This is a genomic window from Neoroseomonas terrae (genome assembly GCF_018129025.1).
In the GTDB taxonomy this organism is placed as follows: Bacteria; Pseudomonadota; Alphaproteobacteria; order Acetobacterales; family Acetobacteraceae; genus Neoroseomonas; species Neoroseomonas terrae.
In genome coordinates this window covers 135390-161628 of the sequence record NZ_JAAEDI010000009.1, presented here as the reverse complement: position 1 = coordinate 161628, position 26239 = coordinate 135390, and the positions used below count along the sequence as shown (strand labels likewise).

The following is a 26239-nucleotide window of genomic DNA, read 5'->3' as shown; positions in this document are numbered from 1 at the left end:
GCGTGGGCATTGGGTTCGGCCCCGCGATACGGCCCGCGAGAGCGCCCCCCGGTGGCGCAGGTTTGGAAATGCACTAGCCTTCCCATTCCGCCCGGCACGAAACGATGCCGGCAACGAGGGAGAAACAGTCAATGATAACTCGTCGGGACCTCGTCCTTGCGGCAACGGCCTCGGTGGCGGCAGGTCGGTCCGCCATCGCGCAGGACAATTGGCCCAGCAAGCCGGTCCGCCTCATCATCGGGTTTCCTGCGGGCGGCCCGACCGATTTCGGCGGGCGGCTGCTGCAGGACCCGCTCGGGCGGCTATGGGGCCAGCCGCTCGTGATCGAGAACCGCGCCGGCGCCAGCCAGGTCATTGCGTCCGAGGCCGTCGCGCGGTCCGCGCCGGATGGCTACACGCTGTTCCTTGCGGCCAGCACCCATACGAGCAATGCCGCCGTCTATACGCGGCTGCCCTACGACACGCTCAACGACTTCACGCCGATCGTGAATCTGTATGCCTCGCCGACGGTGCTCTTCGTCGGGCGGAATTCGCCGCTGCGCAGCGCGCAGGATTTGGTCGCGGCGGCGAAGCGCGAGCCCGGCATGACCTTCGGCACCTCCGGCAATGGGGTTTCCGGGCATTTCGCGACCGAGATGTTCCGTGCCAAGGTCGGCATCGAGGTGACGGTCGTCGCCTTCCGCGGCGCCGCGCCGGCGCTGCAGGAGGTGATCGCCGGGCGCGTTGCCGCGACCTTCAGCACGCTGTCGGGTGCCATCGGCCTGGTGCGGGAAGGGGTGCTGCGGCCGCTCGCCGTCGGCGGCCCACAGCGTGTCGAGGTGTTGCCCGAGGTGCCGACGCTGGCGGAACTCGGCATGGGTATCCCGGACACCAGCCCGTGGTACGGATTCATGGGGCCGAAGGGCCTGCCGCGGCCCATCGTCGACCGTGTCTCGAACGACGTGCTCGGCCTGCTTCGGGACCCGGCCATCGCGCGGCGCATCGTGGAGACCGGCGGCCTCGTGCTCGCAGAGGGCCCCGCCGCCTTCGACCAGCGTATCCGCAGCGAGGTGGCGGAGAATGCGGTGGTCGCGCGGGAAGCCGGCATCCGGGTGGAGTAGGGCGCAGCCGCGGCCATTGACCGCGGCTGGCCGCTCTGGAACCGTTCCCCCCTTGCAGGAAGGCGCCCCGACCAATGGGGCGCCACCGCCAGGAGGAAACAGAATGTCCATGCGTTCAAGCGCCGCGGCGCTCATGGTTGCGCTCGGGCTTTTGCCTGCCGCGCTCGCCGCCCAGCAGGTTTCCGACGACATCGTTAGGGTGGGCGTGCTGACCGATATGACCGGGCCGTATGCCGACTTCGCCGGGCCCGGCTCGGTCGTCGCGGCCCGCATGGCGGTGGAGGACCATGGCGGTCGCGCGCTCGGCCGGCCGGTGGACGTGGTCTTCGCCGACCATCAGAACAAGCCCGATGTCGGCGGCGCCACGGCCCGGCGATGGATCGACACCGAACGTGTGGACATGATCATCGACATGCCGAATTCGGCGGTCGCTCTCGCGGTGCAGCAGATCGGGCGGGAGCGCAACCGCATCATCATCAACACTTCCGCGGCCAGCACCGAGCTGACGGGGCGGCAATGCTCGCCGGTCGGTTTCCACTGGGTGTCGGACAGCTATGCGCTGTCCTACGGCACGACGCGGGCGGTGATGGGGCAGGGCGGGCGGTCCTGGTACTTCCTGACCGTGGACTATGAAGGCGGCTATGCGCTCGAACGCGCCTCGGAAGCCGCGGTGCGCGCGGGGGATGGCACGATCGCCGGGCGGGCGCGGCATCCACTGAACACCGCCGACTTCTCCTCCTTCCTCCTGCAGGCGCAGGCGTCCCGGGCGCAGGTGGTGGCGCTGTCGAATGCCGGGAACGACACGGTCAATGCCATCAAGCAGGCCGGCGAGTTCGGACTGACGCGGCGCGGCCAACGCCTGGTCGGCATGTTCGTCAACATCACCGATATCCGTGCGCTGGGCCTCGCGACGGCGCAGGGCGTGGTGGCGACCGAAGGCTGGTACTGGGACCAGAACGACGAGACCCGCGCCTTCGCCCGGCGCTTCGCCGAACGCCACCGCGGTGCCATGCCGACGCAGTACCAGGCCGGCGTCTATTCCGCCGTCCGCCACTATCTGCGCTCCATCGAGGCGGCCGGCACGGATGACGGCCCGACCGTTGCCGCGCGGATGCGCGAACTGCCGGTGAACGACGTCTTCGCGCGCAACGGCCGCGTGCGCGAGGATGGCCGCCACGTCCACGACATGTTCCTCGTCGAGGTGAAGCGGCCCGAGGAATCGCGCGGCGAATGGGATCTCTATCGCATCCTGGCGACGATTCCGGCGGATGAGGCATTCCGCCCGCTCGCCGAAGGCGGCTGCCCGCTGGTGCGCCAGTGAGCGGCAACAGGGCCACGATCGGCTTCGTCGGCCTCGGCGCCATGGGGGCGCCGATGGTCGACCGGCTGATCGATGCGGGGCATCGCCTGCTGGTGCACGATGTCGACACGACGGCGGTAGAACGGGCTGTCGCGCGTGGCGCGGTCGCCATGCCGTCGCCCGCGGCGCTGGCCGATGCGGCGCCGGTCGTCTTCGTCAGCCTGCCGACGCCCGATGTCGTGCGGCAGGTGGCGCTGGGCGTGGGCGGCCTCGTGGAGGGGGCCGCGATGCGCATCTATGCTGACCTGTCCACGACGGGCGCACGGGTGGCGCAGGACGTGGCGGCGGGCCTCGCCACGCGCGGTGTCGCGGTGCTGGACGCGCCGGTCAGCGGCGGTGCGGCGGGGGCGAAGGCGGGAACGCTGTCCGTGATGGCCTCCGGCGATCGCGCCGCCTTTGACCAGGTGCGCGGCCTTCTCGAGACGATCGGCCGCAACACGATCCATGTCGGCGAGGGCGTCGGACAGGGCCAGACGCTGAAGCTGGTCAACAACCTGATCGCCGCGACGGTCTGGGCCGCGACCGCCGAGGCGATGGTGATGGGTGCCAAGGCCGGGCTTGACCCTGCGGTGATGCACGCCGTGGTGGCAAAAAGCAGCGGCCGGTCCTTCTCGACCGAGGTCTTCATGCCGAAGGCCGTTCTCGAACGCAGCTTCGATTTCGGGTTCCGGCTGGAACTGATGCGCAAGGATGTCCGTCTCGCACTCGCCGAGGCCGAGGCGCTCGGCACCACCATGCTGACCTGCACCACGGCCAAGCAGCTTTACGACCACGCCCTGGCGCAGGGCGGGGAGGGCCAGGATGTCACGTCCCTGATCCGGCTGCTGGAATGCTGGGGCGGAGCGGAGGTTGCGGCGCGGTAGAAGCGCGAGTCGGTTGACGACTCGCGCTTCTACAACATGTTGTGGTTTGCATTGCCGGAGCCACCAGACATGGTAGGTTCCGCGCATCGTAGACTTGCTGGGGATGGCTCATGGCTGATGGCACCACGACCGACGAATTGCCGGTGAAGTTCGACCTGCTCACCGGGAACCCGGTCTACAAGCCGTTCCGCTACCCTTGGGCCTATGACGCCTGGCTTATGCAGCAGCGCGTGCACTGGCTGCCCGAAGAAGTGCCGATGGCCGACGACGTCAAGGACTGGCAGAAGAACCTGACCGACGGCGAGCGCAACCTGCTCACCCAGATCTTCCGCTTCTTCACCCAGGCGGATGTCGAGGTGAACAACTGCTACATGAAGCACTATTCCCAGGTGTTCAAGCCGACGGAAGTGCTGATGATGCTGTCCGCCTTCAGCAACATCGAGACCATCCACGTCGCGGCTTACAGCCACCTGCTCGACACCATCGGCATGCCCGAGACCGAATACACGGCCTTCCTCAAATACAAGGAGATGAAGGACAAGTACGACTACATGCAGACGTTCTCGATCGATTCGAAGACCGAGATCGCCAAGACGCTCGCCGCTTTCGGGGCCTTCACGGAGGGGCTGCAGCTTTTCGCCTCCTTCGCGATCCTCATGAACTTCCCCCGCTTCAACAAGATGAAGGGCATGGGCCAGATCGTAACCTGGTCGGTGCGCGACGAGACGCTGCACTGCCTGTCCGTCATTCGCCTGTTCCGCACCTTCGTGCAGGAGAATCCGGAAATCTGGAATGAGAAGCTGAAGCAGGACCTGACAGACATCTGCTCGACGATCGTCGAGCATGAGGACGCCTTCATCGACCTCGCCTTCGAACTGGGTGGCGTGCAGGGCCTCGATGCCGCGCAGACCAAGGAATACATCCGCTTCATCGCGGATCGGCGCCTGCAGCAGCTTGGCCTCGATCCGCTCTACAATATCGAGAAGAACCCACTGCCCTGGCTCGATGAGATGCTGAACGCGGTCGAGCACACGAATTTCTTCGAGAATCGCGCGACGGAATACTCCAAGGCCAGCACCGCCGGCAGCTGGGAGGACGCTTTCGCCGATGAGGTCTTCACCTCGCCGCAGCCGGAGGGCGCGATCGAGAGCGTCCGCCACTGAGGCAGGGCAGCGTCGCACGGGGCTACGCTTGCATGCCCCGTGCGATAGGGACTAACTGCGCCGCATCATGATGCGTGCCATTCGTGCGGTTTCCGTCCTTCTCGTGGTCCTTCTCGGTGGCGTCTGGGCCATGGCCTGGTTTCTGCGAGCGCCGGAGGAATCGGTCGCCGATTCCTTTATGCGCCAGCTCGCTCGCCTGACCGGATCGGACATGTCGGGTGCCGTTGCGGGCGGTGTGCAGGTCGCACCGGGCGTCTCTCTCGGTGGCCCCTTCACGCTGGTGGACCAGACCGGCAAGACCGTGACCGAGCGTGACTTCGCCGGTCGTGGCATGCTGGTCTACTTCGGCTTCACCTACTGCCCGGATGTCTGCCCGACCGAGCTCGGCACCATCGCCGCCGCGCTCGACGCCATGGGCCCGGCCGGGGAGCGGGTGACGCCGGTCCTTATCTCGATCGACCCGGAACGCGACACGCCGGAAGCGCTGGCCGACTACGTCTCCCGCTTTCATCCGCGCATGGTCGGCCTGACCGGCACCGCGGAGCAGGTGGCCCAGGCCGCCCGTGCCTACCGCGTCTACTATGCGAAGGTGCAGCCCCGGGATTCCTCAGACTACCTCATGGATCACTCGTCATTCATCTACTTCGTTGGACCGGACGGCCGCGTCCGCAGCCTTTTCCGCCCAGAAAGCACGCCGGAGGCCATCGCCTCGACGGTGAGTGCACAGCTTCGCGCGTTTTGACACGCGGGGTTCCGTCTGGGCTATCCAGGCCGTATGATCCAATGGCCGACTTGCCGGGTCCGGCCACTGCTGGGGCATCGGTGGCGGCGGAGGGGCATCATGTCGTTTGATGATCACGACGGCGCCATGGGCGCCGAGGGTGGGCGTGGCGGTGCGTCGGCGCCGCGGCATACCCGCAGGCTGTCCGACAAGATCCTGATCGCTTTCCATCACGCTTGCGACCAGGGCGATTTCGAGGTCGCCGAGGAACTGCTCCGCATCCTTGAGATGATGCTCACTCGCCGACCGGCGTCGCCCGATTCGAACCGGCGCAAGAATCTTGAGAGTCTGGTTGCCGCGCATGAACGTCTTTGGCTGCTGCGCCACCCCGAGGTGAAGGACCAGTAGCGACTATGCCGCCGCCAGCGAGGCGGCATGGCGCAGGATGGAGTCGGCCGCGGCGGTGAAGGCCCCGTCGGCCTCATGCAGCACGAAAGGCGGGAGCAGCCGCGCAGGCGCGCGGCCGGCCTTGTGGGCGCGGATCAGGACGCGCTTCGCCGCCTGGCCCGCCCGCGGCGCGACCGGCAGCAACACGACGGACCCGCACCCCGCCTGGCGCAAGGCCGCTATCCCGGCATCGAAGCGGGCGGCCGGCAGCACCAGGTTCAGCGTGCCTCGGTCGCGGAGCGCGGCGGCCAGGAACCCGATCCAATCGGCGAGGCCGGGCCCGGATTCATGGGTCGCAGCGCGGCGCACCGCCCCCGGCGGCGCTGTCCCACCAGGCCAGTAAGGGGGGTTCGCCAGCGCATGGTCGACTGCGCCGAGCCGCCGAGCGAGCGCGGTATCCGCCACGTCGCCTTCCGTTACCGTCGCGTCGGCGCCGTTGGTCGCGGCATTGGCGCGGGCGAGGGTGGCCATCGCCGGCTCGCGCTCCAGCGCCGCCACCTGCACGCCCGGCACACGCGCGGCGAGGCAGAGAAAAGCCGCCCCGGTCCCGCAGCCAGCCTCGAGCACCCGTTCGCCGGGCCGGGCAGGGACGAAGGCTGCCAGCAACACGGCGTCGAGCCCTGCACGAAAGCCAACTGCGGGCTGCCGCAATCGGACGCGGCCGCCGAGCAGCGTGTCCTCGGTCGTTTCGGTCACACGGCGGCCTCGCCGGCCTCCCGCAGCACATCGCGCGCTCGCGCCTCATCGTCGGGGATGACCGCGAGGCGACGGGGAAAGGCCCCGATGCCGCCTTCCACCGCGCTGATGTGGGCATCGAGCACGATGCTGTCGATTCCGGCATCGGCCAGCAGGGCCCGCAGGAAGGTCAGCCGGACCGGGTCCGTGGTGGTGGCAACGACACGCATACTCGATGCAATTCCCTTGGTTTTCCGCTGCTTGCCGCCTGGGCGGGGCGTGACTATGGTGCGGCCCCCAGCAGGAGAAGAGCAAGGGTGAGCGCCTCCGCCAAGCCGCTCGGCGCCGACATGGCGCGGCAGCAGCATGCCGCGGCCCCCCGCAAGGGCGAGGACGCGCTCAGCGCCCTGATCGCGCTGGTGCGGGCCGACCTCGACGCCTGCAATCGCCTCATCGTCGAGCGCATGCAGAGCGATGTCGCGCTGATCCCGCAACTCGCGGCGCACATCGTCGCCGCGGGCGGCAAGCGCCTGCGGCCGCTGCTCACGCTCGCGGCCGCGCGCATGTGCGGCTACCGCGGGTCGCGTCACGTCAACCTGGCTGCGTGCGTCGAATTCATCCACACCGCGACGCTGCTGCATGACGACGTGGTGGACGAAAGCGCGCTGCGCCGCGGCCAGGCTTCGGCGAACGCGCTGTTCGGCAACAAGGCGTCGGTTCTCGTCGGCGATTTCCTGTTCTCCCGCGCCTTCGAGGTGATGGTCGAGGACGGCTCGCTCGAGGTGCTGCGCATCCTCTCCGCCGCCTCGGCCACCATCGCCGAGGGCGAGGTGCTGCAGCTCATCACCCAGAACGACACGACGACGACCGAGGCGCAGTACCTGCGCGTCATCGAGGGCAAGACCGCAGCCCTGTTCGCGGCCGCGACCGAGGTCGGCGCCGTGGTGGCCGACCAGCCGCCGGCGCGCCAGGCGGCGCTGCGCGAGTTCGGCATGGCGCTCGGCATCGCGTTCCAGCTGGTGGACGACGCGCTGGACTACAGCGCCGACCAGCAGGCGCTGGGCAAGACGGTCGGCGACGATTTCCGTGAGGGCAAGATCACCCTGCCCGTGCTGCTCGCCTTCGCGCGCGGGAGCGAGGAGGATCGCACCTTCTGGCGCCGGACGCAGGAAGACCGCGAGCAGAGCGACGACGACCTGGCGCACGCGCTGGAGCTGATGCGCCGGCATGGCGCGTTGGATGACACCATCCGCCGCGCGCGGCGGTACGGCGAGCAGGCGATCGCTGCGCTGGCTTCCTTCCCGGACACGGCCGAGAAGACCGCGCTTGCGAATGTCGTGGCCTTCGTGACCGATCGGGCGCGGTGACGCAGGGAGGGGCGTTGCCCTCCACGGAAGGTCGGCGTGGTGACCTCGGCTGTTGAAGTTGGATGGGCTTTGCCCCTCCAAGCCACCCCAGCAAAGGCCGAAGGGCCTTTGCAAACCTTCACTCGGCGTTGTGCGCCGCTGCTGGAATGGATGCCCGAACCCGCCCTTGTGCACCGCGCGCGCCTGGAGGGGTCAATGAGGCAGGGATGCCCGGCACCAGGAGATTGCGGTCCAGGTGCTCCAAGTACCTGGCGGGGTGGTTCGGAGGGGCATACCCACCTATTCCGAACTCTTGTTTGGCCGGACGCGGCCCGTGCCGGTAGTGGCTGAGACGTCGAATCAGGACATTGGACGCCCAGCCGCCTGCGCGCCTTCAGAAGGCTACGCGAAGGCCCATGGATCCACTGTGGACGCCGTAGTCGGCGGCGATGGCCCCATCGTAGCGTACGAATAGCTCCATCGAGTCGAGCGGCATTGATGCCGCTACGCCGATCGCGGCCAGGTCGCGTGGCGCGCGGACGCCGTTCACCGTGAAGGCCGCGCTCGGCAAGCCGGCGAAGGAAGCGTCGATGCTACGATCCGTCCCTGCATAATCGTGCAGCCAAGCCAGGCGGAGCGCAGCCTGAAGGACGCCGGATCCGACCGCGACGCGTTGCGTGATCTCTGCGCCGAGGATGCTGCGGACCGACGAGGTCGTCTCGGACGCGACGCGCAGGTTGATGTCGCCCGCACCGTTCTCGGTGAAAGCGTCCTGTGCGGCGGATACCACCTGCAGCCCAAGGAGCGGCGTGAGCCCCGTATCCTGCGCGAGGCGCAGATGATACCCGAGCTCGGCGCTGGCAAGCACAGCGTTGCCTTGCGGCTCACCGCTGGCGCTGCGTATCACGCCGGGGAAGGCTACATTCCTCGTCACATCGGCATCCATGTGGGAGTAGCCGATGGCCGCATCGAGATAGAGCGGCCCGCGTGCATAGCTCGCGTACAGCGCGACCGTGTACTGGTTGACGTCCGCGTTGCCCGACAGCCCATCCAGCGAGTAGCCGGAACGGGCATAGCCGAGAGCGACACCGGCTCGAAGGGTAGGCAGGAAAGCATAGTCAACGCCTCCCACGATGCCGCCGAGCGCGAAGTTGGCATCATGGCTATCGCCGTTGCCGGAGAGAGAGCCGGCGCCGCCGAAGCCGGTAACCCATGCCCGGAGCGGCTCGCTGCTGGTGGGCGGCACGTTGGCCAGCGGCCCCGCACCGGCCAACGTTCGTCCGACGCGCATCTGATCGCGCAGCGCCCCGAGGAAGAGCTGGCTGCCGGTGATCGCGACGGTCGGCAGATCGGCGTAGATCTCGCCATCGAGCTGAACGAGCGCGTTCCGCAGGCCGGGCGGGTCGGTCAGGTTGAGGATGTCGAGCGCATTGTAGACGCTGTCCATGTCGGTGAACGGCGGCGGAAACGTCGCGTTGTCGAGGGCCGCGGCCACGGCGCCGGCATTGCCTCCACCTGCCTGCGGGGCATAGGCCAGCGCGTAGGTGCCCATGTTGAGCTGCGCGATATAGGCGGCATCCGGAAGATTCTGGGCGTCGACGCAGTTCGGGCTGCTGGTCTGACCAATGATGTAGTACTGGGGCGTACCGCCCTGTCCCCACGGCCCCGGCGTTGGGATATCGGGCGGATTGGCAGGAAAGTTGCCGAGCACGGCGTTGCCCTGCGCCGCGAGCACGCAGACCCCCGCCGGTGCGCGGACGACGGCAAGCGATGTCGGCAATGAGGGCAAGGCCAGGACATTCTTGACCTGTTCCGCCGTCAGCCCGCGCACGCTGTTGGTGGTGGCGATCCAGCTGCCGATCGGCGATCCCATGTCGCCCGTTGCACCGGCCGTATAGAAGCGCACCCACTGCGTCGGCGCCGACGTCAGGACGACGGCGGCCGGGGCATTCGGGACGAAGGACAGCACAGGCGGGAAGGCGCCTACGTAGTTGTTGGCATCGACCCCCGTCATGATCGAAGGGATGAAGCCGCCGCCCCCCTGGAAGGCGATCGGACCCGTTAGAAGCGCGCCGGGCGGGAGAGGAGGCATGGTGAGCTGCTGCGCCGCCGCCGGGAAGGCGTGTCCCGCTAGACACAACGCCACTGCCGCGCTGGCGAGGCGCAGGCCATTTCTCGTCCCGGTGTGCATCAAAACGTTTCCTGGTGAGGCATTGTGGTCTTGCCCCTCCATGCTACCCACGCGCGTGTCCGAGATCATCATGACAAATTATGGAGCACGCGGTGTCGCCAAGCCGGAAGTGCTTCGTTCAGCTTGAGCGGCTTGGCTCCCGGGCATCGGTTGCTCCCGCGATAAGCCGGCGCAGGATCAAGCCGCCGACTACCCACAATCTACCACCCTTCATCGTGCTCTTGGGCCATTCTCCACAGCGCGGCATCGTCACTTCATGTCGTATGGCGACGCGGTAGCAACTCGGGTCGGTGAGCAGCGCAGCGCCCGGCAATGGCGGGGGGCCGGAGGCTGCTGGACCGCATCCGGGAGGCGCGCCATAGTTGCTGCATGCATGGAAGCGGCTTTTGTCAGCCGAGGGACAGCCGGCAGAATTCCGGCGGCGGCTCGGAGGCGAACGCTTCGGCAGCCACTCAGCCGCACCCTGTTCAGGTGCAGCTTCTGGCTCGGCCGCAAGATGTAGGTAGCATTACAAAGCAGGGCTGGAAACTTTGGTCGGCGGGTGATCAAGCCGCGGCGATCGACACGTGGCAGGCGGCCGCTGTGGCCGTTCCCCGCGCCCCCGCTCCGCGTATGGCGCTGGCACACGCCGCACGTGCCCATGGCGGACCGGACCGCGCGCGCGCGCTGCTTCAATCGGTCCTGGCGGATCATCCAGCGCATTTCCAGGCTCAACGTGAGATGGTGCGGTTGCTGATCGCGACCGGCGACCTCGCCGCCGCCCGCGCGATGCTTGCGCCCCTGATGATTGCACAGCCCGGAGACGGCGGTCTGCTCATCGACTATGCGGCGCTGCTGCGGCAGGAAGGCGACTTGCAGGCTGCCGAAGCTGCGCTAGGCGCCGTGTCGGCCGACGATTCCAACCTGGTGCAGGCGCGCTTGGCGCTTGGGCGGCTGCTTCGCAGCCGTGGCGCGATCAATGAAGCCCTGGCTGCATTCCAGGAGGCGCGCACAGCGGCGCCCGACAATCCCGCGGCGCTGGCCGAAAGTGCCCAAACGCTCCTCGATGCCGGTCAGGCGCCCGAAGCGCTTGCCATGATCGCCGAATCTGCCGCGCGCCGATCCGACGAGGCGCGCTTCGCTCTGCTGGAGGCCGAGGCGCTGCGGCACCTCGGGCGGCGCGCCGAGGCCGCTCAGCGTCTCGAAGCGGCGCCTTCCACTCGCGACGTCATCGTGCACCGCCTCATCGACCGCTCCGCGCTGGACCGGCCGGCTCGATTCCTAGCTAAGGCGCAGCCGGGTGTGGCGGAATCCGGTGCGGCGTTGGCTGATGCTTTGGCAGGTGCGGCGTCGAACGAGGCGAGACGGCTGCTAGCGCGCGTTGCCCGCCAAGCCCATCCTTTGACGGTGGTCGGCACCGCGAAGCTACTGCTCGCACGATGGACCGACCCGGAACTGCGCCTGGCAGCCGTTCAGGCCGCGGCACACGCTTACGGCACCATGGGCGCGGCGCGCAGCGCCCTGATGAGCCTGGACAACTTCGCCGCAGAGCCCGGCATGCTGCCATCCGCGCTCAGGGCACAGCTCGCCACGCGGCTTGGCAATGCGATGCTCGCGACGGGGGGCCGGGCCTCGGCCGCGGAGCAATTCGCCAAGGCACGCGCGCTGGCGCCGGCGGATCCGGAAGCCAACGGGCTCCTCGGGATGATGGTGGCAGGGTCGGATCAGGCATCCGCCGAAGGATGCTTCGCACTTCTTTCGGGGGCACAGACGCCACCGCGGCTGCGACCCTGGCTTGCCGACCGTGCCGCGCCGTTGCTGGGGGCTGACGACCCGCGCGTCGCGCTCGTGGGGCTTCCCGTCGCTGAGCGGATCGGCACCGAAGCTCTTTTGCGCCACAACATCGCCCTGGCCCATGGCGACTCGGCCGGCGCGCGCGCGCTACTCGCTGGCGTGTTCGCGCATCACGGTGTCGCTTGTCCGCAACCGGAAGGCGCGCCGCCAGGAATGGCGTGGTTCGCCTGCCCATCCACGCCGCCGGTCGATGGCCCGTTGGTAAGCGTGGTGATCAGTGCACACGATGCCGCTCCCACCCTGGCGCTCGCGCTTGCCAGCGTACTCGACCAGTCCTGGCGGAACCTCGAGGTGCTGGTCGTCGATGACGCCAGCACCGACGCCACGGCGGCCATCATCGCGGGCTTCGCCGAACGCGATCAGCGCGTGCGGCCGCTAGGCACACCGCAGAACGCGGGCACCTATGCCTGCCGCAATCTCGCGATCGGTGCTGCGCGAGGCGCATTCGTCACCTTCCACGATGCCGATGACTGGATGCATCCCAGACGAATCGAAATCGAGATGGAGGCGTTCTCGGAGCCCTCTGTGCTCGCCGTCAATTCGCGCTGGTTCCGCATGGACGCCGCGGGACGCGTGAGGTTCGTCCCGCGATCCAGCCCGATCTATGCCAATCCGTCATTCATGCTCTTCCGGGCGGAAGCGCTGCGTAGACTGGGCTGCTATGACGGCGTGCGGGCGAGCGCCGATACCGAGATGTTGTGGCGGGCGCGACTGGTCCTTGGCTCGGATGCCATCGTCGTACTGCCGCATGTGCTGACCATCGGCGCTGCGCGGCCGGATTCGCTGACAACGAATTCCGCCACCGGCATGGATGTGTTCGGCTTCAACGCATTGCGGGTAGATTACCACGAAGCGTACATCCGCTGGCATCGGGTCTGCGACGCAGACGGGGTTGTTCCTTACCTCGCACCAGGAGCGGCGCCTCCTTATGCGGGCAGTCTGCCTGAGGCGCTGCGGGCGGGAGTGGTCCAAATGCTGCCGGACCAGTCGCCCGATTAGCCATAGCCGCGGGCCTGTAGAGCCAGCGACGCGGCCGATGGCTGCCCCGCGGATTTCCTGCGCAAGTGCGTGGTCGTTCCTGCTGCGTGCGGAGCGTGATGCGCCCGGGGCTGAATCGACTGTGCCTCCCGACGCGACGGTAGATCCGATTCCTGACCAGGAGAGCGGGGATTGGTGGAAGAACCCTGTTCCCTCCGACCTGCGTGATCGCATTGTCGGAGTGGCTGGGCGGCTGCGCGCCGAAGCACCGACGCGGTATGCGCAGCATCGGCTCGCGCCCCGACACCTGTACGTCTCAGGGATGGGCCGACGATTTGAACCGCGCAGGCTGCAATCGATCCTGAAAGCGTCGCCCTCCGGCGAATGGAAGCACCTGTTGCGATGTGGATCATTCTCGCAACGACGCCGGTGCCCGGGAACGGAAGCCGGCCGATCAATCCTGGTTCATTCGCGGCGGGTGCAAGCAACGGGTATTGGTATAAGCGCGAAGGCAGCGGCCGCCGCCTGTTCATCATTTGCGGACCGCCGGACGGCGGAATGGAATTCGGAGGAATAGTGAGACATGGCGGGTGGGCATGATCCGGGCTCTGCCGGAGAGGGCGGGATCAGTGTTGAGCGGCTGACAGTTGCCGTGCCCGACGGCGACATAGGCGTGCATCGGATCGCGACCTTCGTGCATATCCTCAAGCGCCTTGTCGCTCCACAGCGGCGCACGCTCGTCGACCTGGGTGCGGGACACTGCAAGTTCAGCGTCTGGGCAACGAGACTTGGATTCGAGGTCACCGCCGTTGACGGCCGGACAGTCCGTCTGCCCGAGGATCTGGGCAGCATCCGGTTCGTGGAATCCGATGTGCGCACCTATGATCCGAGCGGCCACGGCGTCGTGGCGATTCTCGGCCTACTTTATCATCTCGAACTGGGTGACCAGGAGAGCCTGCTGAGACGCTGCCGCTATGGCGCGCCGGTCATCGTCGAAACGCAGGTTCATGTGCCCGAGATGGTGGCGCACGACCCGAAGGATTGGCACGTGCCTGTCGAGCGCGACGGCTATTGCGGCGTGGATTTCCCTGAAGGCAACAACCCCATGGCGTCGATCGGGAACAAGACCTCTTTCTGGCACACCGAAGCATCCATGGAGCGGCTGTTCGAACGCGCTGGTTACTCGCGGGTGATCGTGATTGATCCGATCTTCATGTCCAGCTACGGCGCCCGGCGCTTCTATGTTCTTCATGCCTGAAGCCGTTGCGCGTTCAGAATTACCTTACAGCCTTGGTCGGCGCCGCGGGGGCGCGTGTTCACGCGTCGCGAAACGCACGACCCGAGAGCAATCTCTCCTGATGCAGTAATGCGTGTCGGGAAGGCTTGCATCATTCGCCGCAGTTGAGCTCGCGCGTCTCACGAAAACTTCAGAATGGAGTTTTCGGAACGTCCGGTAGGGATCTCTCAGAACAGACTGTCGGTACTGCATGGTCGACCCCGACACCGAAATGACGGTGGGGGGCAAGATCGGTGGGACGCAGTTGTCCGGCTAGATGAGGCTTCCATGCAGGACGGCGAGCTATCGAAGGTCGCCGGCGCGGAGCTCGGTCCTTCGGCTGCCGCCATCTCGGCGACGGAAGAGATCGCGGCCATTGAGCAACTCCTGAAGTGCCCCGGGACGGCGGGCGAGGACCTCGGCCAGCGCATCCTCGATGCGCGTCGGCGCTGGCCGTGGCAGGTGCGTCTGCAACTTCTGCAAGGAAGCTGGCTGGAAGCCGCCGGGCGCGGCGATGACGCCGCTGCCTGCTATCGCGCTGCCCAGGCCGATCACCCGACCAATCCGTGGCCCACCGTCCGCTTGGTCGAACTTCTGCTGCGGCAACGGAGGCATGAGGAAGCGCGCCGCGACTTCCGTGACACCGTTTGGAGCTGTTCGGCACCCGAGCGGACGCGAACCGGGCTGTTATCGCGGATTGCCGCGGGGATCCCAGATCCCGCTGACCGCGAGGCCTTTCTGCGCAGCCTGCTGCGCCATCATCCGGACGACCGGTTTGCTCTGCTGAAGCTTGCCGTGCTGCGATTCCGGCAGAAGGATCGGCCGGCGGCGGAGGCCCTGTTCGACGAGGCTGTCCGGCTGGGGCCGCTGACCGACGAAGCCCAGTTGATCCAGCTCGACCTGCATTTCGCAGCGGCGCGGTTCGACGCGGCTTACGGCCTCGCTCGCGACTTGCAGGCGCGCCATCCGGATCGCGTCGAATTCGCTCGCCGCAGCATCCAGGCCGCGTTGTTCTTGCATCGACTCGACGAGGGCGTCGCGCTGTTGCAGGCGGCGCTGCTGCGCTGGCCCGAGGATTGGCTGCTGTTGTTCCGCTATAATCGTTGCCCGTTGCCCAGCGAGACCGACCGCGATCTGTTCGCGACGCTCTCGGCACGGCGAGATGCTATGGCGGGCAACGATCGTTGGCTGTTCCAATACGCCATCGCCAGCCTGCGTCATGTGGCCGTGGAGCCGACCTTGGCCCTGTTGCGCACTCTGGTTGTCTCGCCAGCCGTCGGCCATATGGCGGCGCCGCTTGCGGCCGCCCTGTCCGCGCATCCGCTGGAGTGCTGGGCCAATCCGCGCGCAATCAGCAATGCCTGCGAAGACGACGTGCAGATCGTTCCACAGCCCATGGCCGTCGCGACGGTCGTTCTCTTCTCCAGCGTCGCCGGCGGCCTGGGCTACCTGCCATTCGGGCTGGCCGACGGGTTGCTGCGGCAGCGCCCGGTCAATGTCGTCTATCTGCGCGACCGCAATCATCGCGCCTTCACCAGCGGCGTTCGTGGCCTCGGCACCGATCACGCGGCGATGATCGGCGCATTGCAAGTGATCACGCGTCGACTTGGCGCGCCGGTCGTCACGATGGGCTCCTCCATTGCCGGCGTCGCCGCGATCCGCGCCGCCACCCTGATGCAGGCGCAGGCCGCGATCTCCTTTGCCGGGCCGGTCAATCTCGGCGTGGACGCCACGGAGGAGACGGCGTCGTCACCGGGCGCCGTCGGCGGCACTCGACACGCGCTGTTCACCACCTTCACCGGGGCGGACCCCGGCATCGTACAGATGATCCGCGCAGCCCCCGCTACGCGGGTGCATCAATGCTTCGGCGCCGATTTCGCGCCGGATGTCGCCGCCGCCCGATTGCTGGAACTGCTGGCCAATGCTCGGCTGCACCCGGAGCCGGGCTGCGCCGATCACCTCGTCATCGAGCATGCCATCGCCAGCGGCAGCTTCCTGACAATCTTCGACGCGGCGCTGCGGCGCGAGGCGGCGGCATGATGCGGATGCCTGGCACCGTGCTGCTCTCGGGCATGTTCGATATGAACAACTACGGCGACCTGCTGTTTCCGCTCGTTGCGCGCCAGCGGCTGGCCGAGGCCGGCTTCGAGGCGGTGGCGGTGGCCCCCGCCGGCGGCCGTGCGGCCTTTCCGGATGCGCTGCCCACGGTCGATATCGGCACCATGATGGATGCGTCCCGCCAGCCCGCGGCGGGCATCCTGATCGGTGGTGGCTATATCATCCACGCCCATTCGCTCGATTTTCTCGACCACTATGCCGGAGCAGGACTTGGCAGCTGGTGCGGCGCGGGCCTGTGGCTCGGTGCCACGCTGGCGGCGGCGATGCGCGACATCCCGCTTGCCTGGAATGCGCCGGGCGTGCCGCACCCTTTCTCCGCCCGTCAGCATCGGCTGCTGGCGCCCGCGCTGGAGGCGGCTTCGTATGTCTCGGTGCGCGACGAAGGAAGTCGACGCCTTCTCGCCCCGCAGGGGGCGGCGGACATCGTCGTCGTGCCGGATCCGATCGCGGATCTTCCGCGACTCTGGCCGAAGGCGCAGCTGGCCGAGGATTATCGCCACTTGCTGGTTCGCAAGAACATTCCACCCGAGACGCGCCTGTTGGCCCTGCATCTGCGCAGCCGCTCGATCGCCGGCATCGACCAGGCCGCGCTTGGCGTCGCGCTGCGCGACTTCGCGGCGGGGCAGGGGCTGACTCCAATGCTGGTCGCGGTCGGCGAGAGTCATGATGATCCGGCGGTGGCGCGCCAGCTGGCGAAATCGATCGGCACGCCGCTGCTGATGCTGGACGACCCGCTCAGCCTGCGCGAGATCACCGCCGCGCTGGCCCATGGCGCGCTCTATGTCGGTGCCTCGCTGCACGGCTACATCGCCGCCGCCGCCTATGGCGTGCCGGGCGTGTTGGTGGCACGGCCGCGATACAACAAGTTCGCCGGCTTCCTCGCCCATACCGGCCGGCCGCAGGACCTTGCCGGCGATTGGTCGGAGGCGCTGCGGATCGCCGCCCGTCGGCAGCCAGCATGCGGTGGATCCCTCGTGCCCGCCGCCGCCATCACGGCACTGGACCGCCACTGGGCCTGCATCGCCGGGGCGTTCGCCGCCCCTGCCGCCCGCGCCGCGCAACGCCAGGCCTTCGCGATGGCGCTGCTGCGGGGCGCCGTCGCCGCCGAGGGCCCCGCCTGGGCCATGGCGCCCTTCCTGAACCGCCGCATGCGCGCTGGGCCTGCCGTCCATGGCGGCACCGCGAGTCATTCAGCCTGAGAGACGATGATGGACCGACGCCTGCCCTGCGACCAGGCCACGCTGCGCGCCTGGATGGTGTCCTATATCGGCGGAGTGCTGTCCCTGCCGGACGGCGTGCCGACCAGCAGCACCTTCGACACCTATGGCTTCGACAGCGTCGAGGCGGTGGTGATGGCCGGCGTGATGGAGGAGGAGTTCGGCGTCCAGGTCGACCCGGTCCAGCTGCTGGAGAATCCGAGCATCGACGCCTTCTGCGCCGCCTTCGCCAGCGACGGTGGTGATCCGCTTGCGCCGACGACGTCGGTACCGTGAGTACGACCGCGGCATCGATCGTTCTGGTCTCCCACGAGATGGGCCGTGAACTGCCGCGGACGCTGCGCTCGCTCGCCGCCCCGTACCAGACCGGGCTGCCGCGCGACGCGCTCGAGATCATCGTCGTCGACAACGGGTCTCTCGAGCCCCCGGATGCCGGAGCGGCAGCCGGGCTGGATGCCAGGATCCGCTTCCTGCGCCAGCCCTGCCCGGGGCCCTCGCCGGTGGCGGCGATCAATACCGGGCTGGCCGTGGCGCGCGGCGCGCTGATCGGCGTCTGGATCGATGGCGCCCGGCTGGCGTCGCCCGGCCTGGTCGCCGCCTGCCTTGCGGCGGCGCGGCTGCATGCGCGCCCGGTGATCGCGACACTGAACTACCAGCTCGGCCCCTCCCTGCAATTCGACAGCGCGCGGCACGGCTACGATCAGGCGGCGGAGGACCGTCTGCTGGCGGACATCGACTGGCCTGCCGATGGCTATCGGCTGTTCGATGTCGCCACCAGCGAACTGCGCGCCGGGCCATCCGGGCCGATGCTGGAGAGCAATGCGCTGTTCCTGCCCCGCGCGCTGTGGGACGAACTTGGCGGCTATGATGCAGCGTTCGTCGAACCCGGTGGCGGCGTGGTCAATGTCGACACGTATCTGCGGGCCTGCGCGCTGCCGGGCGTCCAGCAGATCCGCATCCTAGGCGAGGGCACCTTCCACCAGATCCATGGTGGCCTCTCCACCAGCACGCCCGCCTCGGCCATGGCGGTGCTGCAGGCCGGCAGCCGGCTTTATCTGCAGCGGCGCGGCCGGCCGCTGCGCAGTACGCGCGACCCCGGCTGGTTGTTCGATGCCCGCCAGGGCGTCTGCCTCGCCGAGACATCGGGAGCATGACCGTGTCCGATCCGCGCCAGGGTCACGGCCTCGACGACACGAGCATCGCCCGCTACCGCCGCGATGGCTACCTGGCCCCGTTGCCGGTGCTGGACGAGGCAGCGGCCGCCGACTGCCTGGCGCAACTCGATGCCATCGCCGCGCAGCGCGCCGGACGCATGGTGCCGTCGCACAACGTCAAGGCGCATCTGCTGGCACCCTTCCTTTGGGACCTGGTGCATCACCCGGCGATACTCGGCCCGGTCGAGGCCCTGCTGGGTCCCGACATCCTGTGCTGGGGCTCCGGCTTCTTCGACAAGCGGCCCGGCACGGCGCAGCATGTGCCCTGGCACCAGGACGCGACCTATTGGAGCCTGTCGGCGCCGGTGGCGATCACAGCATGGGTCGCCTTCACCCCCTCCCTGATCGAGAATGGCTGCATGCGGGTCAGCCCGGCCACGCATCACACCACGCTGGCCCATGCCGATACCGGCGACAACAACGCCATGCTGCCGGGCCGCGAAGAGGTCGAGGTCGCGGTCGACGAAGCCAGGGCCGTCGATATCGTGCTGCGTCCCGGCGAGATGTCGTTGCATGACGTGCTGCTGGTGCACGGTTCGCGGCCGAACGGTTCCGGCTTGCGCCGCTGCGGCTTCGCCATTCGCTACATTCCCGGCCACCTGACCACGAGCGGCGGGCTACGCGGCACCGCCACGCTGGCGCGCGGCCGCGACCGCGGCGGCTTCGACCTGGAGCAGCCGCCGGAGGCCCCGTTCCATCCGGCCGCGATGCAGCGCTACCAGCACGTGATCCGGCAATGGATGCGCATCGTCATGCCGAAGATGGGCGGCGGTAGCGCACCACCGAAAGGCGCGGCATGAGTGCCGCGACCACCCTGCCGGTGCTGCTCGAGCAGTATGCAGGAAGCCGCGGCGACCACCCGGCGCTGCGCTTCCTCCAGCGCGGCGAAGCGGTGACCGAGGCGGCCAGCTATGTTGAACTCCACGCCGCCGTGGCGCCATTGGCCGGCGGCCTGGTCCGGGCGGGACTGCGGGGCGTTCCGGTGGTGCTTGCCCTGCCGCCGGGGTTGGGCTTCGTCATCGCGCTGCTCGCTTGTCTGCGCGCCGGCGCCATCGCCGTGCCGGTGCCCTTCCCGCCGATCGGGGAGGCGAGGCTCCGGCAGCAACGGGTGATCGACGATCTGGGCGAGGGCGCACTGCTGGCCGCGCCGGACGCGGAGATCGAGACAGGCCGTCTGCGCCGTCTGGATCCCGCGACGCTGCAGGCGCCGCTCACCACCTCACCGCCGCCACCCGAGGCTGCCGCGGTGATCCAGTACAGCTCGGGCTCGACGCGGGCGCCGGCCGGCATCGTCATCAGCCATGCCAATCTCATGGCGAACCAGCGCATGATCAGCGAGACCTTCGGCAGCGGCCCGGAGGTCGTCGGCGTCAACTGGCTGCCGCCGCATCACGACATGGGGCTGTTTGGCACCATCCTGCATCCGCTTTTCCTCGGTGGGACCGCGGTGCTGATGCCGCCTTTCGCTTTTATCCAGAAGCCATTGCGCTGGCTGGCGGCCATTGCGGCGCATCGCGGCACCGTCGCGGGGGGACCGAATTTCGGCTACGAGTTGTGCCTGCGGCGCGTCAGCGAAGCGCAGGTGGCCGGGCTCGACCTCTCCAGCCTCGGCGTGACCTTCTGCGGTGCCGAGCCGGTGCGCGCCGAGAGCCTTCGCCGCTTCGCCGCGCATCTCGCCCCTGCCGGCTTCGACGCGGCGAGCCTGCTCCCCTGCTACGGACTGGCCGAGGCGACGCTGCTGGTGACCGGCGTGGCCAAGGGCAGCGGCCTGCGCGAGGTGTCGGCCGGTGCCGCCGGACAGCGGCAGGTCACATGCGGTAGCCCGCCCGACGGCTGCGTCGTCACCATCCGCGATCCGGACGGAGTAGGCCGGATGCGGCCCGGCGACGCCGGCGAGATCTGCGTCGCCGGGCCGCATCTCGCAGCCGGCATATGGCAGGGCGACGGCGCCGCGATCGACCCGCTGCCCGGCCTATTGCAGGCGGAGGGCGAGCGCTGGCTGCGGACCGGCGACATCGGCGCCATGACTGCGGACGGGCTGGTCATCCTCGACCGCATCAAGGACACCGTGATCGTACATGGGCGCAAGATCTACGCCGCCGATGCCGAGGCCGCCGCTTTCGAGGCCGCCGGCCCGCTGCTCTCGGCGGCGGCCGCCATTGGGCTGAGGGGTGTGCAGGGCGACCGGCTGGTGCTGCTCTGTGAGGTCGCGGTGGCCGAGCGGCGTGGACTGGCGCCGGCGCCGCTGCGCAGACGAATCGCCGAGCAGGTGGGGCAGCGCGGTGGGGTGCTGCCGGAAGTTGTGTTGCTTGGATTTGGCGCCCTTCCACGGACAACCAGCGGCAAGATTCGCCGCCAAGTCGCGCGCCAGGCCTTTCTTGACGGCAACCTCAAGTTGCTGCCATCCGAAGAACCCATGGAGGCGGATACATGGGCAAGCACCTGAGCGAGGAACGGATCGCCGACTTCCGCCGCGACGGCGTGCTGTTCCCGCTGCGGGTCTTCACGACAGCCGAGGCGCAGGCACAGCGGGCGGCGCTGGAAGCGATCGAGGCGAGCCGCGCCGGGCGGCTGCCGCCGGCCATGAACGCCAAGCCTCATCTGCTGGTGCCTTGGCTGTGGGACATCGTCCACCATTCGACGATCCTCGATGCGGTCGAAGACCTGCTCGGCCCTGACCTGCTCTGCTTCGGCACCAGCTTCATCATCAAGAACGGGCCGAGCGACCGCTATGTCACCTGGCATCAGGACCAGACGCATTGGGGCCTCGCCACGCCCCGTGCGGTGACCGCTTGGCTGGCCTTGACCCCCAGCACGCCGAACAATGGCGGGATGCGGATGGTGCCAGGCAGCAACCACCGCATCCTGCCCCATCGAGACAGCGGCGACAGCCGCAACATGCTCGGTCGGCGGGAGGAGGTGATCGCCGAGGTCGATGAGGAGCAGGCGGTCGACATCGTCCTCGCCCCCGGCGAGATGTCGTTGCATGACCCATTGATCGTGCATGGCTCGCCGCCCAGCCGGGCGGCCGACCGGCGCATCGGCTTCGCCATCCGCTACATCCCGGCGACGGTCGGCCAGCGCGACGGAATGCGCAACTTCGCAACGCTGGTGCGTGGGCGCGACCATGGGACATTCGAGCTTGAGCAGGCGCCGGCCGCCGCCTTCCATCCGGATGCGGTGCGAAACCATGCGCAGTCGATCCGCCACGGCATGGCGGTGATCTTCGGCAAGACCGGGACCGGATCCACCGCCGGGGCGCTCGCCGGCGGGCCCGAGGCGTGAACTGCGACATCACCGATCCGGACGCGCCGATCGCTCCACCGGAGCCGCCGCTTGTCTCCACCAGCCAGCTCGGCGGCCAGCGGTTCTGGACGGTGAGCCGGCATGCCGACGTCCTCGCCGTGCTGCGATCCCCCCAGTTTCAGTCGGTGTCGGCGGAGGAGCGCATCGGGCGCATTGCCGGCCGGGCTGGACAGGATTTCGGGAACCTTCTCGCGCTGCTGCGTGGGACCATGATCTTCCAGCAGGACGAACGGCACCAGGATAGCCGCCGCCGGGTCCGCGCGCTGATCGAGGAGGCTATCGCCCGCTGGCCGGCCGCCCGGCTGCAGGCGGAGGCGCGGCGCATCGTCGACGCCTTGCCTGCCGAACCGGGTGAGGTCGATGTGCTGCCAGCCCTCGCCGAGCCGCTGCCCTGCCTGCTGATCGGCGAGACGCTCGGCCTGTCGCCGGCGCTTTGCCTGGCGCTGCAGAAGCGAGCGCTTGCCGTAACGCAGAGCTGGCTGTCCTCCACCGCCTTGCGCGACCTGGTGCGGCTGGAGGCGGAGGCGGCGGAGCTCCGCACCATCATGCGCGCCAATTACGCACCGGGTTGGCGCATCGGCAGGCTGGCGGAGGAGGGCTCCGACGACGCCATCGACACTGCCCTCTTCCTGCTGCTGGCCGGCAGCCACAGCGTCGCCGGCACGATCGCTGCGGCACTCGACATCCTGGCGCGGCAGGGCGGGCTGCAGGCGCGGCTGCGGCAAGACCGCGCGCTCGGCGCCGGCTTCCTGCGCGAGACGCTGCGCCTGGCCGGACCGCTCCGGCGGCTGAACCGTCGGGTGGCGATGGTCGAGACGGAGATCAGCGGTGCTCGCATTCTGCCCGGCGATCTGATCGTACTGCCGATCGATCGTGCGCATCACGACCCGGCCGTCTTTGCCGAGCCCGAGCATGTCGATCCGGCGCGACAGGGCACCGTGCTGCTCGCTTTCAGCATGGGCGCGCATGTCTGCCAGGGCCGGGTCCTCGGCGCGCAGGAAGCCGAGGCGATGGTGCTGGCCGTGCTTGAGCGCTTCACGCTGCGGCCGGGGCGCGAGCGCGGCGCGCTGTTGGCGCATGAGGATTGGCGCACGTTCTGCCGCCTGCCGCTCCTGCTGGGGCGCGTCGACGCCGGCGCCGAGGCGTCATTGCCGACCGCACGCGACGTTGCAGGATCCTGCCCGCGTCACTGCCCCGACACTCTCGACCACGCCAGGAACCAATAGGAATTCGGCGCCGGATGACGTTGATCGTAGCCAAGTTCGATGAAGAGGCCGCTGCCGACGGCATCAGGCCAAGCGTCCCATTCGCCGGTGATTGGCGGATCGAGGCCAGGAACGAGGCGGCGGTGCCGGGTATCGCGCTCTGCGACGAAGGACTGCGCTTCTCCGCGCCGGCGGAGGCGCGGGAAATCCTGCTATCGGCGCCGATTGCCATTCCCGTCGAAGGCGACACGGCGGATCTGCAGTTCAGCCTCGCTATCGAGACGCCTGATCCGGATGCGCTGAAAGCCGCCATCCGCAACGTCTCCCTGGTACGGGTGACGGAGAAGGCGTGGCGGCCCTTCGCCTTCAGCCTGGCCGGCAGCCTGCTGCGCCGCGACGAGCAGGGCGGATTGCGGTTGGCGATGACGGCGGCTTGGTCACTCGGCCGTGGCCAGTTCATGGTCGAGCTGAGCTTCAAGGCCGGAACCCGGCCTGTGACCATCTCGCGGATGGTGGTCGATATCGGACGTGTGGCCGCGGTCCGGTTGCCGCCGGAGCCGCGCCGCCTGACGTGGCCGACCACCGCTGGCAAGGGGCAGCCGCTTCGTGTTGCCGTGGTGACCTGGGAGGTCAACGACAATCCCCTGGGCCGGGCCTACATGCTGGCGGACGTGATCGGCCGCCGCCATGGCGTGGAAGTGCTCGGCAGCGCCTTCAGCCGACCGACCGAAGGCGTCTGGTCGCCGTTGCGCAACTCCACGCTGCCGATCCGCAGCTTCCTCGGCGGCGACATGGCGGCCTTCCTGACCGCCGCCCAGGAATTCGCACGGACTGTCGATTGCGACATCGTCCATGTCTCCAAGCCGCGCTTCCCGGGGCTAATCCTGGCCCTGTTGCTGGTGCATCGTCTGGGCTGCCCCGTCATCCTGGACATCGACGACAATGAGCTGGGCTTCTTCGGTCCGCAGGCGCGGATGATCGGGCTGGACGAACTCGAGGCGTATGCCGGGACGGAGTCCGAGTTCGAATTCACCAGGCCGGAGAAGCGATTCTGGACCGGTGTCGCCGAAGGCCTCATCGCGAGCTTTGCGAACCACACCGTCGCCAATGCGAGCCTGGCCGAGCGCTTCGGCGGGCGGCTGATCCGCCATGCCCGGGATGAAGCGGTCTTCCGCCCCGATCCGGCCGCACGGGCCGCGGTCCGCCAACGATTGGGGCTGACCGACGCCGACAGGGTCATCCTGTTCGCAGGCACCCCGCGACGGCACAAGGGGCTCGAGCGGCTGATGGCCGCCTTGCAGACGCTGGCCGACCCCCACCTGCTGCTGGTGGTCATCGGCACGGTGCACGACCGAGGGTTCGTGAAGGAGCTCAGCTCATATGACCAAGCGCGGGTCAGATTCCTGCCGGACGCGCCATTCTCGGACCTGCCCGATCTGTTGCAGATGGCCGACGGGGTCTGCCTCCTGCAGGATCAGGCCTCGCCGATCACGTCCTTCCAGACCCCCGCCAAATTGTCGGACGCGCTGTCGCTCGGCATCCCGGTGGCGATGACGCCGGTGCCGACGGTCACGGAGCTCGGAAACCAGGGGCTGATCACCCTGATTCATGACGAGGCCGGGCTTCAGGCCTGGCTACGCGGCATCGCGGCGAATGACGAGGCGCCGGTTGCGCGCCAGCGCCGGCTCGAATGGTTCGACGCCGAATTCAGCTACGCGGTGAACGGCGCCCGGAGCGAGCGCGCCCTGGCCGGCGCACTGGAAGCGCCGGTCACCTGGCATGCCGATTGGACCCGGCTGTTCGTCGCATTGAACCGCCACTTCGGCACTGATCTGCCCGAGGCCGCGCCGGCCTGGGCCCAACGGGGCGCGCGGGCTGCGCCGGTGGTGCGCCGGACGCGGCCGATCGACCTGGTCTGCTTCTGGAAGCAGAACGACACAGGCATCTATGGTCGCCGGCATGACATGTTGCTCAAGTACCTTCGGCAGAATGAGCAGGTCGGCACCATCATCCAATTCGACGCGCCGGTGCGGATCGACCATCTGCGCAGGGACGAACTGGCCGGGGCGGGATCGCCCTTTCACCATGGGCGGCTGATCGCCGATGCCACGGCACGGCGCTTCCTCGAGATCGACGACGAGCCCGGGCTGCTGCGACGGACGTTCGTCTACGGGCGTGAGCGCGGCACCAGCTTTCTCGGCCGCAGCCTGCCGAAGCTGGACGACTACCAGGCCTATGTGGCCGAGGTTGTCGCACGGCACTGCCGCGGCAATCTGATCGGCTGGGCTTGGCCGATCGCGCCGTATCATGCGGAGATCGCGAGCGGGCTCGGGTTCGACCTGAGTGTCGTCGACCTGGTGGATGACCAGCGCACCATGATCGGCGATCCGGAGCGCGCGCTGCAGGCGGACGAGGCCTACAGGCAGACACTGGCGGGGGCCGATCTGGTCTTCGCCAACTGCGCTGCGGTCACCGGCGCCTTCGCGGGGTTCAGCCCACACCCCATTCATGTCGTGCCAAATGCCTGCGAGTTCTACGCAGCCAGCGACAGCCGTCCGCGCGACCTCGAAGATGTGGGCGGAACGGTGGTCGGCTATGCCGGCAACCTGCGATCCCGCATCGACATCGAGCTGATGGAGGAGGTGGTGGCGCGGCGGCCGGGCTGGACCTTCGTCGTCATCGGCTCAGCTCACGACAGCCCGGATATCCTGCGGCTGCGGCGACATCCCAATCTGCGAATGCTGGGGCCGAAGCCCTACGAGGAGGCGCTGAGATATATGCGCTGCTTCGACGTCGCCATCATGCCGCATCTGCGCAATTCGGTGAGCGACAACATGAATCCGCTCAAGCTGTACGTCTATGTGGCGCTCGGCATCCCTGTGGTCAGCACTGACGTCGCCAATATCGACGAACTACGCGGTCGGATTGCCGTGGCCTCGGAGATAGAAGATTTCATCGCCAAGCTGGACCTGGCCGTGGCACGCCGCGGCGTCACCGGGCCGCACCGGCCGCCGCCGGCCGAGGAGCTGTGGCCGATTTCCTGGCCGCAGCGCGTGGCGACCATGGTTGGGCTGTGTCGGAAGGCGCTGCTGAGTTGAATGTAGGGTTAAAGCATCAGGCGCGACTAGACTAACCGGCGGTGGCTCGGTCTGAGAATCCTTGCCCGGTCCCGGCTGGGAACATCGCGACGCGCATCGAATGCCCGGCCGCGCCGCAATGAGCGATC

Annotated in this window: 21 protein-coding genes; 18 read left to right on the top strand and 3 right to left on the bottom strand. The window is 68.3% G+C overall.

What is annotated here, in order from left to right:
* Positions 1 to 131 precede the first annotated feature (131 nt).
* From GXW78_RS10210 to GXW78_RS10185, 6 genes are all read left to right on the top strand, one after another.
* Positions 132 to 1100 carry a Bug family tripartite tricarboxylate transporter substrate binding protein gene (locus GXW78_RS10210; RefSeq protein ID WP_211868440.1) on the top strand — a complete coding sequence of 323 codons (969 nt, stop codon included), beginning with the start codon at positions 132 to 134 and terminating at the stop codon, positions 1098 to 1100.
* 103 nt (positions 1101 to 1203) lie between these two features.
* Positions 1204 to 2421 (top strand): ABC transporter substrate-binding protein, encoded by a 1218-nt coding sequence (locus tag GXW78_RS10205; RefSeq protein ID WP_211868438.1) that lies wholly within the window; start codon positions 1204 to 1206, stop codon positions 2419 to 2421.
* Entirely contained in the window at positions 2418 to 3323 is a 906-nt protein-coding gene (locus GXW78_RS10200; RefSeq protein WP_211868436.1) for an NAD(P)-dependent oxidoreductase, read from the top strand. Before GXW78_RS10205 ends, GXW78_RS10200 begins: the two co-directional genes overlap by 4 nt.
* A 110-nt stretch (positions 3324 to 3433) precedes the next feature.
* Positions 3434 to 4486 (top strand): ribonucleotide-diphosphate reductase subunit beta, encoded by a 1053-nt coding sequence (locus GXW78_RS10195; protein ID WP_211868434.1) that lies wholly within the window; start codon positions 3434 to 3436, stop codon positions 4484 to 4486.
* A gap of 67 nt (positions 4487 to 4553) precedes the next feature.
* On the top strand, positions 4554 to 5228 hold the full coding sequence (locus tag GXW78_RS10190) for an SCO family protein (RefSeq protein ID WP_211868433.1): 675 nt from the start codon (positions 4554 to 4556) through the stop codon (positions 5226 to 5228).
* Between the two features lie 126 nt (positions 5229 to 5354).
* Positions 5355 to 5615 (top strand): hypothetical protein, encoded by a 261-nt coding sequence (locus GXW78_RS10185; RefSeq protein WP_211868500.1) that lies wholly within the window; start codon positions 5355 to 5357, stop codon positions 5613 to 5615.
* A 3-nt stretch (positions 5616 to 5618) separates the two neighbouring features.
* On the opposite strand, the gene GXW78_RS10180 is transcribed toward GXW78_RS10185, so the two are convergent.
* On the bottom strand, positions 5619 to 6350 hold the full coding sequence (locus GXW78_RS10180; protein WP_211868432.1) for a tRNA1(Val) (adenine(37)-N6)-methyltransferase: 732 nt from the start codon (positions 6348 to 6350) through the stop codon (positions 5619 to 5621).
* A complete protein-coding gene (locus GXW78_RS10175) occupies positions 6347 to 6559 on the bottom strand; it encodes a putative signal transducing protein (RefSeq protein WP_211868431.1) in 213 nt (70 codons plus the stop codon). Before GXW78_RS10175 ends, GXW78_RS10180 begins: the two co-directional genes overlap by 4 nt.
* A gap of 120 nt (positions 6560 to 6679) precedes the next feature.
* Here GXW78_RS10175 and GXW78_RS10170 point away from each other — a divergent pair, with 120 nt between their 5' ends.
* Positions 6680 to 7696: a polyprenyl synthetase family protein gene (locus GXW78_RS10170; RefSeq protein ID WP_211868498.1), complete on the top strand. Its 1017-nt coding sequence runs from the start codon at positions 6680 to 6682 to the stop codon at positions 7694 to 7696.
* Positions 7697 to 8069: 373 nt separating this feature from the next.
* Here GXW78_RS10170 and GXW78_RS10165 read toward each other — a convergent pair whose 3' ends face one another.
* Positions 8070 to 9938, bottom strand: coding sequence for an autotransporter outer membrane beta-barrel domain-containing protein (locus GXW78_RS10165; protein WP_211868430.1), 1869 nt, complete (start codon positions 9936 to 9938; stop codon positions 8070 to 8072).
* Positions 9939 to 10235: 297 nt separating this feature from the next.
* Here GXW78_RS10165 and GXW78_RS10160 point away from each other — a divergent pair, with 297 nt between their 5' ends.
* The 11 genes from GXW78_RS10160 (at position 10236) to GXW78_RS10110 (ending at position 26111) form a co-directional block, all read left to right on the top strand.
* On the top strand, positions 10236 to 12698 hold the full coding sequence (locus GXW78_RS10160) for a glycosyltransferase family A protein (protein WP_211868429.1): 2463 nt from the start codon (positions 10236 to 10238) through the stop codon (positions 12696 to 12698).
* A gap of 562 nt (positions 12699 to 13260) precedes the next feature.
* The gene (locus GXW78_RS10155) at positions 13261 to 13935 is read left to right on the top strand and encodes a class I SAM-dependent methyltransferase (protein WP_211868428.1); all 675 of its coding nucleotides are present in this window, start codon (positions 13261 to 13263) and stop codon (positions 13933 to 13935) included.
* A gap of 306 nt (positions 13936 to 14241) precedes the next feature.
* Positions 14242 to 15993 carry a tetratricopeptide repeat protein gene (locus GXW78_RS10150; RefSeq protein ID WP_211868427.1) on the top strand — a complete coding sequence of 584 codons (1752 nt, stop codon included), beginning with the start codon at positions 14242 to 14244 and terminating at the stop codon, positions 15991 to 15993.
* Positions 15990 to 17270 (top strand): polysaccharide pyruvyl transferase family protein, encoded by a 1281-nt coding sequence (locus GXW78_RS10145; protein ID WP_211868426.1) that lies wholly within the window; start codon positions 15990 to 15992, stop codon positions 17268 to 17270. The genes GXW78_RS10150 and GXW78_RS10145 overlap by 4 nt, the downstream gene beginning before the upstream one ends.
* Before the next feature lie 6 nt (positions 17271 to 17276).
* Positions 17277 to 17564 carry an acyl carrier protein gene (locus GXW78_RS10140; protein WP_211868424.1) on the top strand — a complete coding sequence of 96 codons (288 nt, stop codon included), beginning with the start codon at positions 17277 to 17279 and terminating at the stop codon, positions 17562 to 17564.
* The gene (locus GXW78_RS10135; protein WP_211868422.1) at positions 17561 to 18442 is read left to right on the top strand and encodes a glycosyltransferase family 2 protein; all 882 of its coding nucleotides are present in this window, start codon (positions 17561 to 17563) and stop codon (positions 18440 to 18442) included. Before GXW78_RS10140 ends, GXW78_RS10135 begins: the two co-directional genes overlap by 4 nt.
* Complete coding sequence (locus GXW78_RS10130; protein ID WP_211868420.1) at positions 18439 to 19302, top strand: phytanoyl-CoA dioxygenase family protein; 864 nt, start codon at positions 18439 to 18441, stop codon at positions 19300 to 19302. Before GXW78_RS10135 ends, GXW78_RS10130 begins: the two co-directional genes overlap by 4 nt.
* Positions 19299 to 20948, top strand: a complete 1650-nt coding sequence (locus GXW78_RS10125) for a fatty acyl-AMP ligase (protein WP_211868418.1) — start codon at positions 19299 to 19301, stop codon at positions 20946 to 20948. The genes GXW78_RS10130 and GXW78_RS10125 overlap by 4 nt, the downstream gene beginning before the upstream one ends.
* Positions 20933 to 21787, top strand: a complete 855-nt coding sequence (locus tag GXW78_RS10120; RefSeq protein ID WP_211868416.1) for a phytanoyl-CoA dioxygenase family protein — start codon at positions 20933 to 20935, stop codon at positions 21785 to 21787. Before GXW78_RS10125 ends, GXW78_RS10120 begins: the two co-directional genes overlap by 16 nt.
* Positions 21784 to 23034, top strand: coding sequence for a cytochrome P450 (locus GXW78_RS28470; RefSeq protein WP_211868414.1), 1251 nt, complete (start codon positions 21784 to 21786; stop codon positions 23032 to 23034). The genes GXW78_RS10120 and GXW78_RS28470 overlap by 4 nt, the downstream gene beginning before the upstream one ends.
* A 14-nt stretch (positions 23035 to 23048) precedes the next feature.
* Complete coding sequence (locus GXW78_RS10110; RefSeq protein ID WP_211868412.1) at positions 23049 to 26111, top strand: glycosyltransferase; 3063 nt, start codon at positions 23049 to 23051, stop codon at positions 26109 to 26111.
* Positions 26112 to 26239 lie beyond the last annotated feature (128 nt).

Excerpts from the sequence above, each read along its gene's own strand:
- GXW78_RS10195 (WP_211868434.1), top strand. The coding sequence starts at position 3,434 with ATGGCTGATGGCACCACGACCGACGAATTGCCGGTGAAGTTCGACCTG.
- GXW78_RS10120 (WP_211868416.1), top strand. The coding sequence starts at position 20,933 with ATGGGCAAGCACCTGAGCGAGGAACGGATCGCCGACTTCCGCCGCGAC.
- GXW78_RS10150 (WP_211868427.1), top strand. The coding sequence starts at position 14,242 with ATGCAGGACGGCGAGCTATCGAAGGTCGCCGGCGCGGAGCTCGGTCCT.
- GXW78_RS10175 (WP_211868431.1), bottom strand. The coding sequence starts at position 6,559 with ATGCGTGTCGTTGCCACCACCACGGACCCGGTCCGGCTGACCTTCCTG.
- GXW78_RS10140 (WP_211868424.1), top strand. The coding sequence starts at position 17,277 with ATGATGGACCGACGCCTGCCCTGCGACCAGGCCACGCTGCGCGCCTGG.
- GXW78_RS10210 (WP_211868440.1), top strand. The coding sequence starts at position 132 with ATGATAACTCGTCGGGACCTCGTCCTTGCGGCAACGGCCTCGGTGGCG.
- GXW78_RS10165 (WP_211868430.1), bottom strand. The coding sequence starts at position 9,938 with ATGATGATCTCGGACACGCGCGTGGGTAGCATGGAGGGGCAAGACCAC.
- GXW78_RS10190 (WP_211868433.1), top strand. The coding sequence starts at position 4,554 with ATGATGCGTGCCATTCGTGCGGTTTCCGTCCTTCTCGTGGTCCTTCTC.
- GXW78_RS10185 (WP_211868500.1), top strand. The coding sequence starts at position 5,355 with ATGGGCGCCGAGGGTGGGCGTGGCGGTGCGTCGGCGCCGCGGCATACC.
- GXW78_RS10145 (WP_211868426.1), top strand. The coding sequence starts at position 15,990 with ATGATGCGGATGCCTGGCACCGTGCTGCTCTCGGGCATGTTCGATATG.
- GXW78_RS10170 (WP_211868498.1), top strand. The coding sequence starts at position 6,680 with ATGGCGCGGCAGCAGCATGCCGCGGCCCCCCGCAAGGGCGAGGACGCG.
- GXW78_RS10155 (WP_211868428.1), top strand. The coding sequence starts at position 13,261 with ATGGCGGGTGGGCATGATCCGGGCTCTGCCGGAGAGGGCGGGATCAGT.
- GXW78_RS10125 (WP_211868418.1), top strand. The coding sequence starts at position 19,299 with ATGAGTGCCGCGACCACCCTGCCGGTGCTGCTCGAGCAGTATGCAGGA.
- GXW78_RS10130 (WP_211868420.1), top strand. The coding sequence starts at position 18,439 with ATGACCGTGTCCGATCCGCGCCAGGGTCACGGCCTCGACGACACGAGC.
- GXW78_RS10110 (WP_211868412.1), top strand. The coding sequence starts at position 23,049 with ATGACGTTGATCGTAGCCAAGTTCGATGAAGAGGCCGCTGCCGACGGC.
- GXW78_RS10205 (WP_211868438.1), top strand. The coding sequence starts at position 1,204 with ATGTCCATGCGTTCAAGCGCCGCGGCGCTCATGGTTGCGCTCGGGCTT.
- GXW78_RS10160 (WP_211868429.1), top strand. The coding sequence starts at position 10,236 with ATGCATGGAAGCGGCTTTTGTCAGCCGAGGGACAGCCGGCAGAATTCC.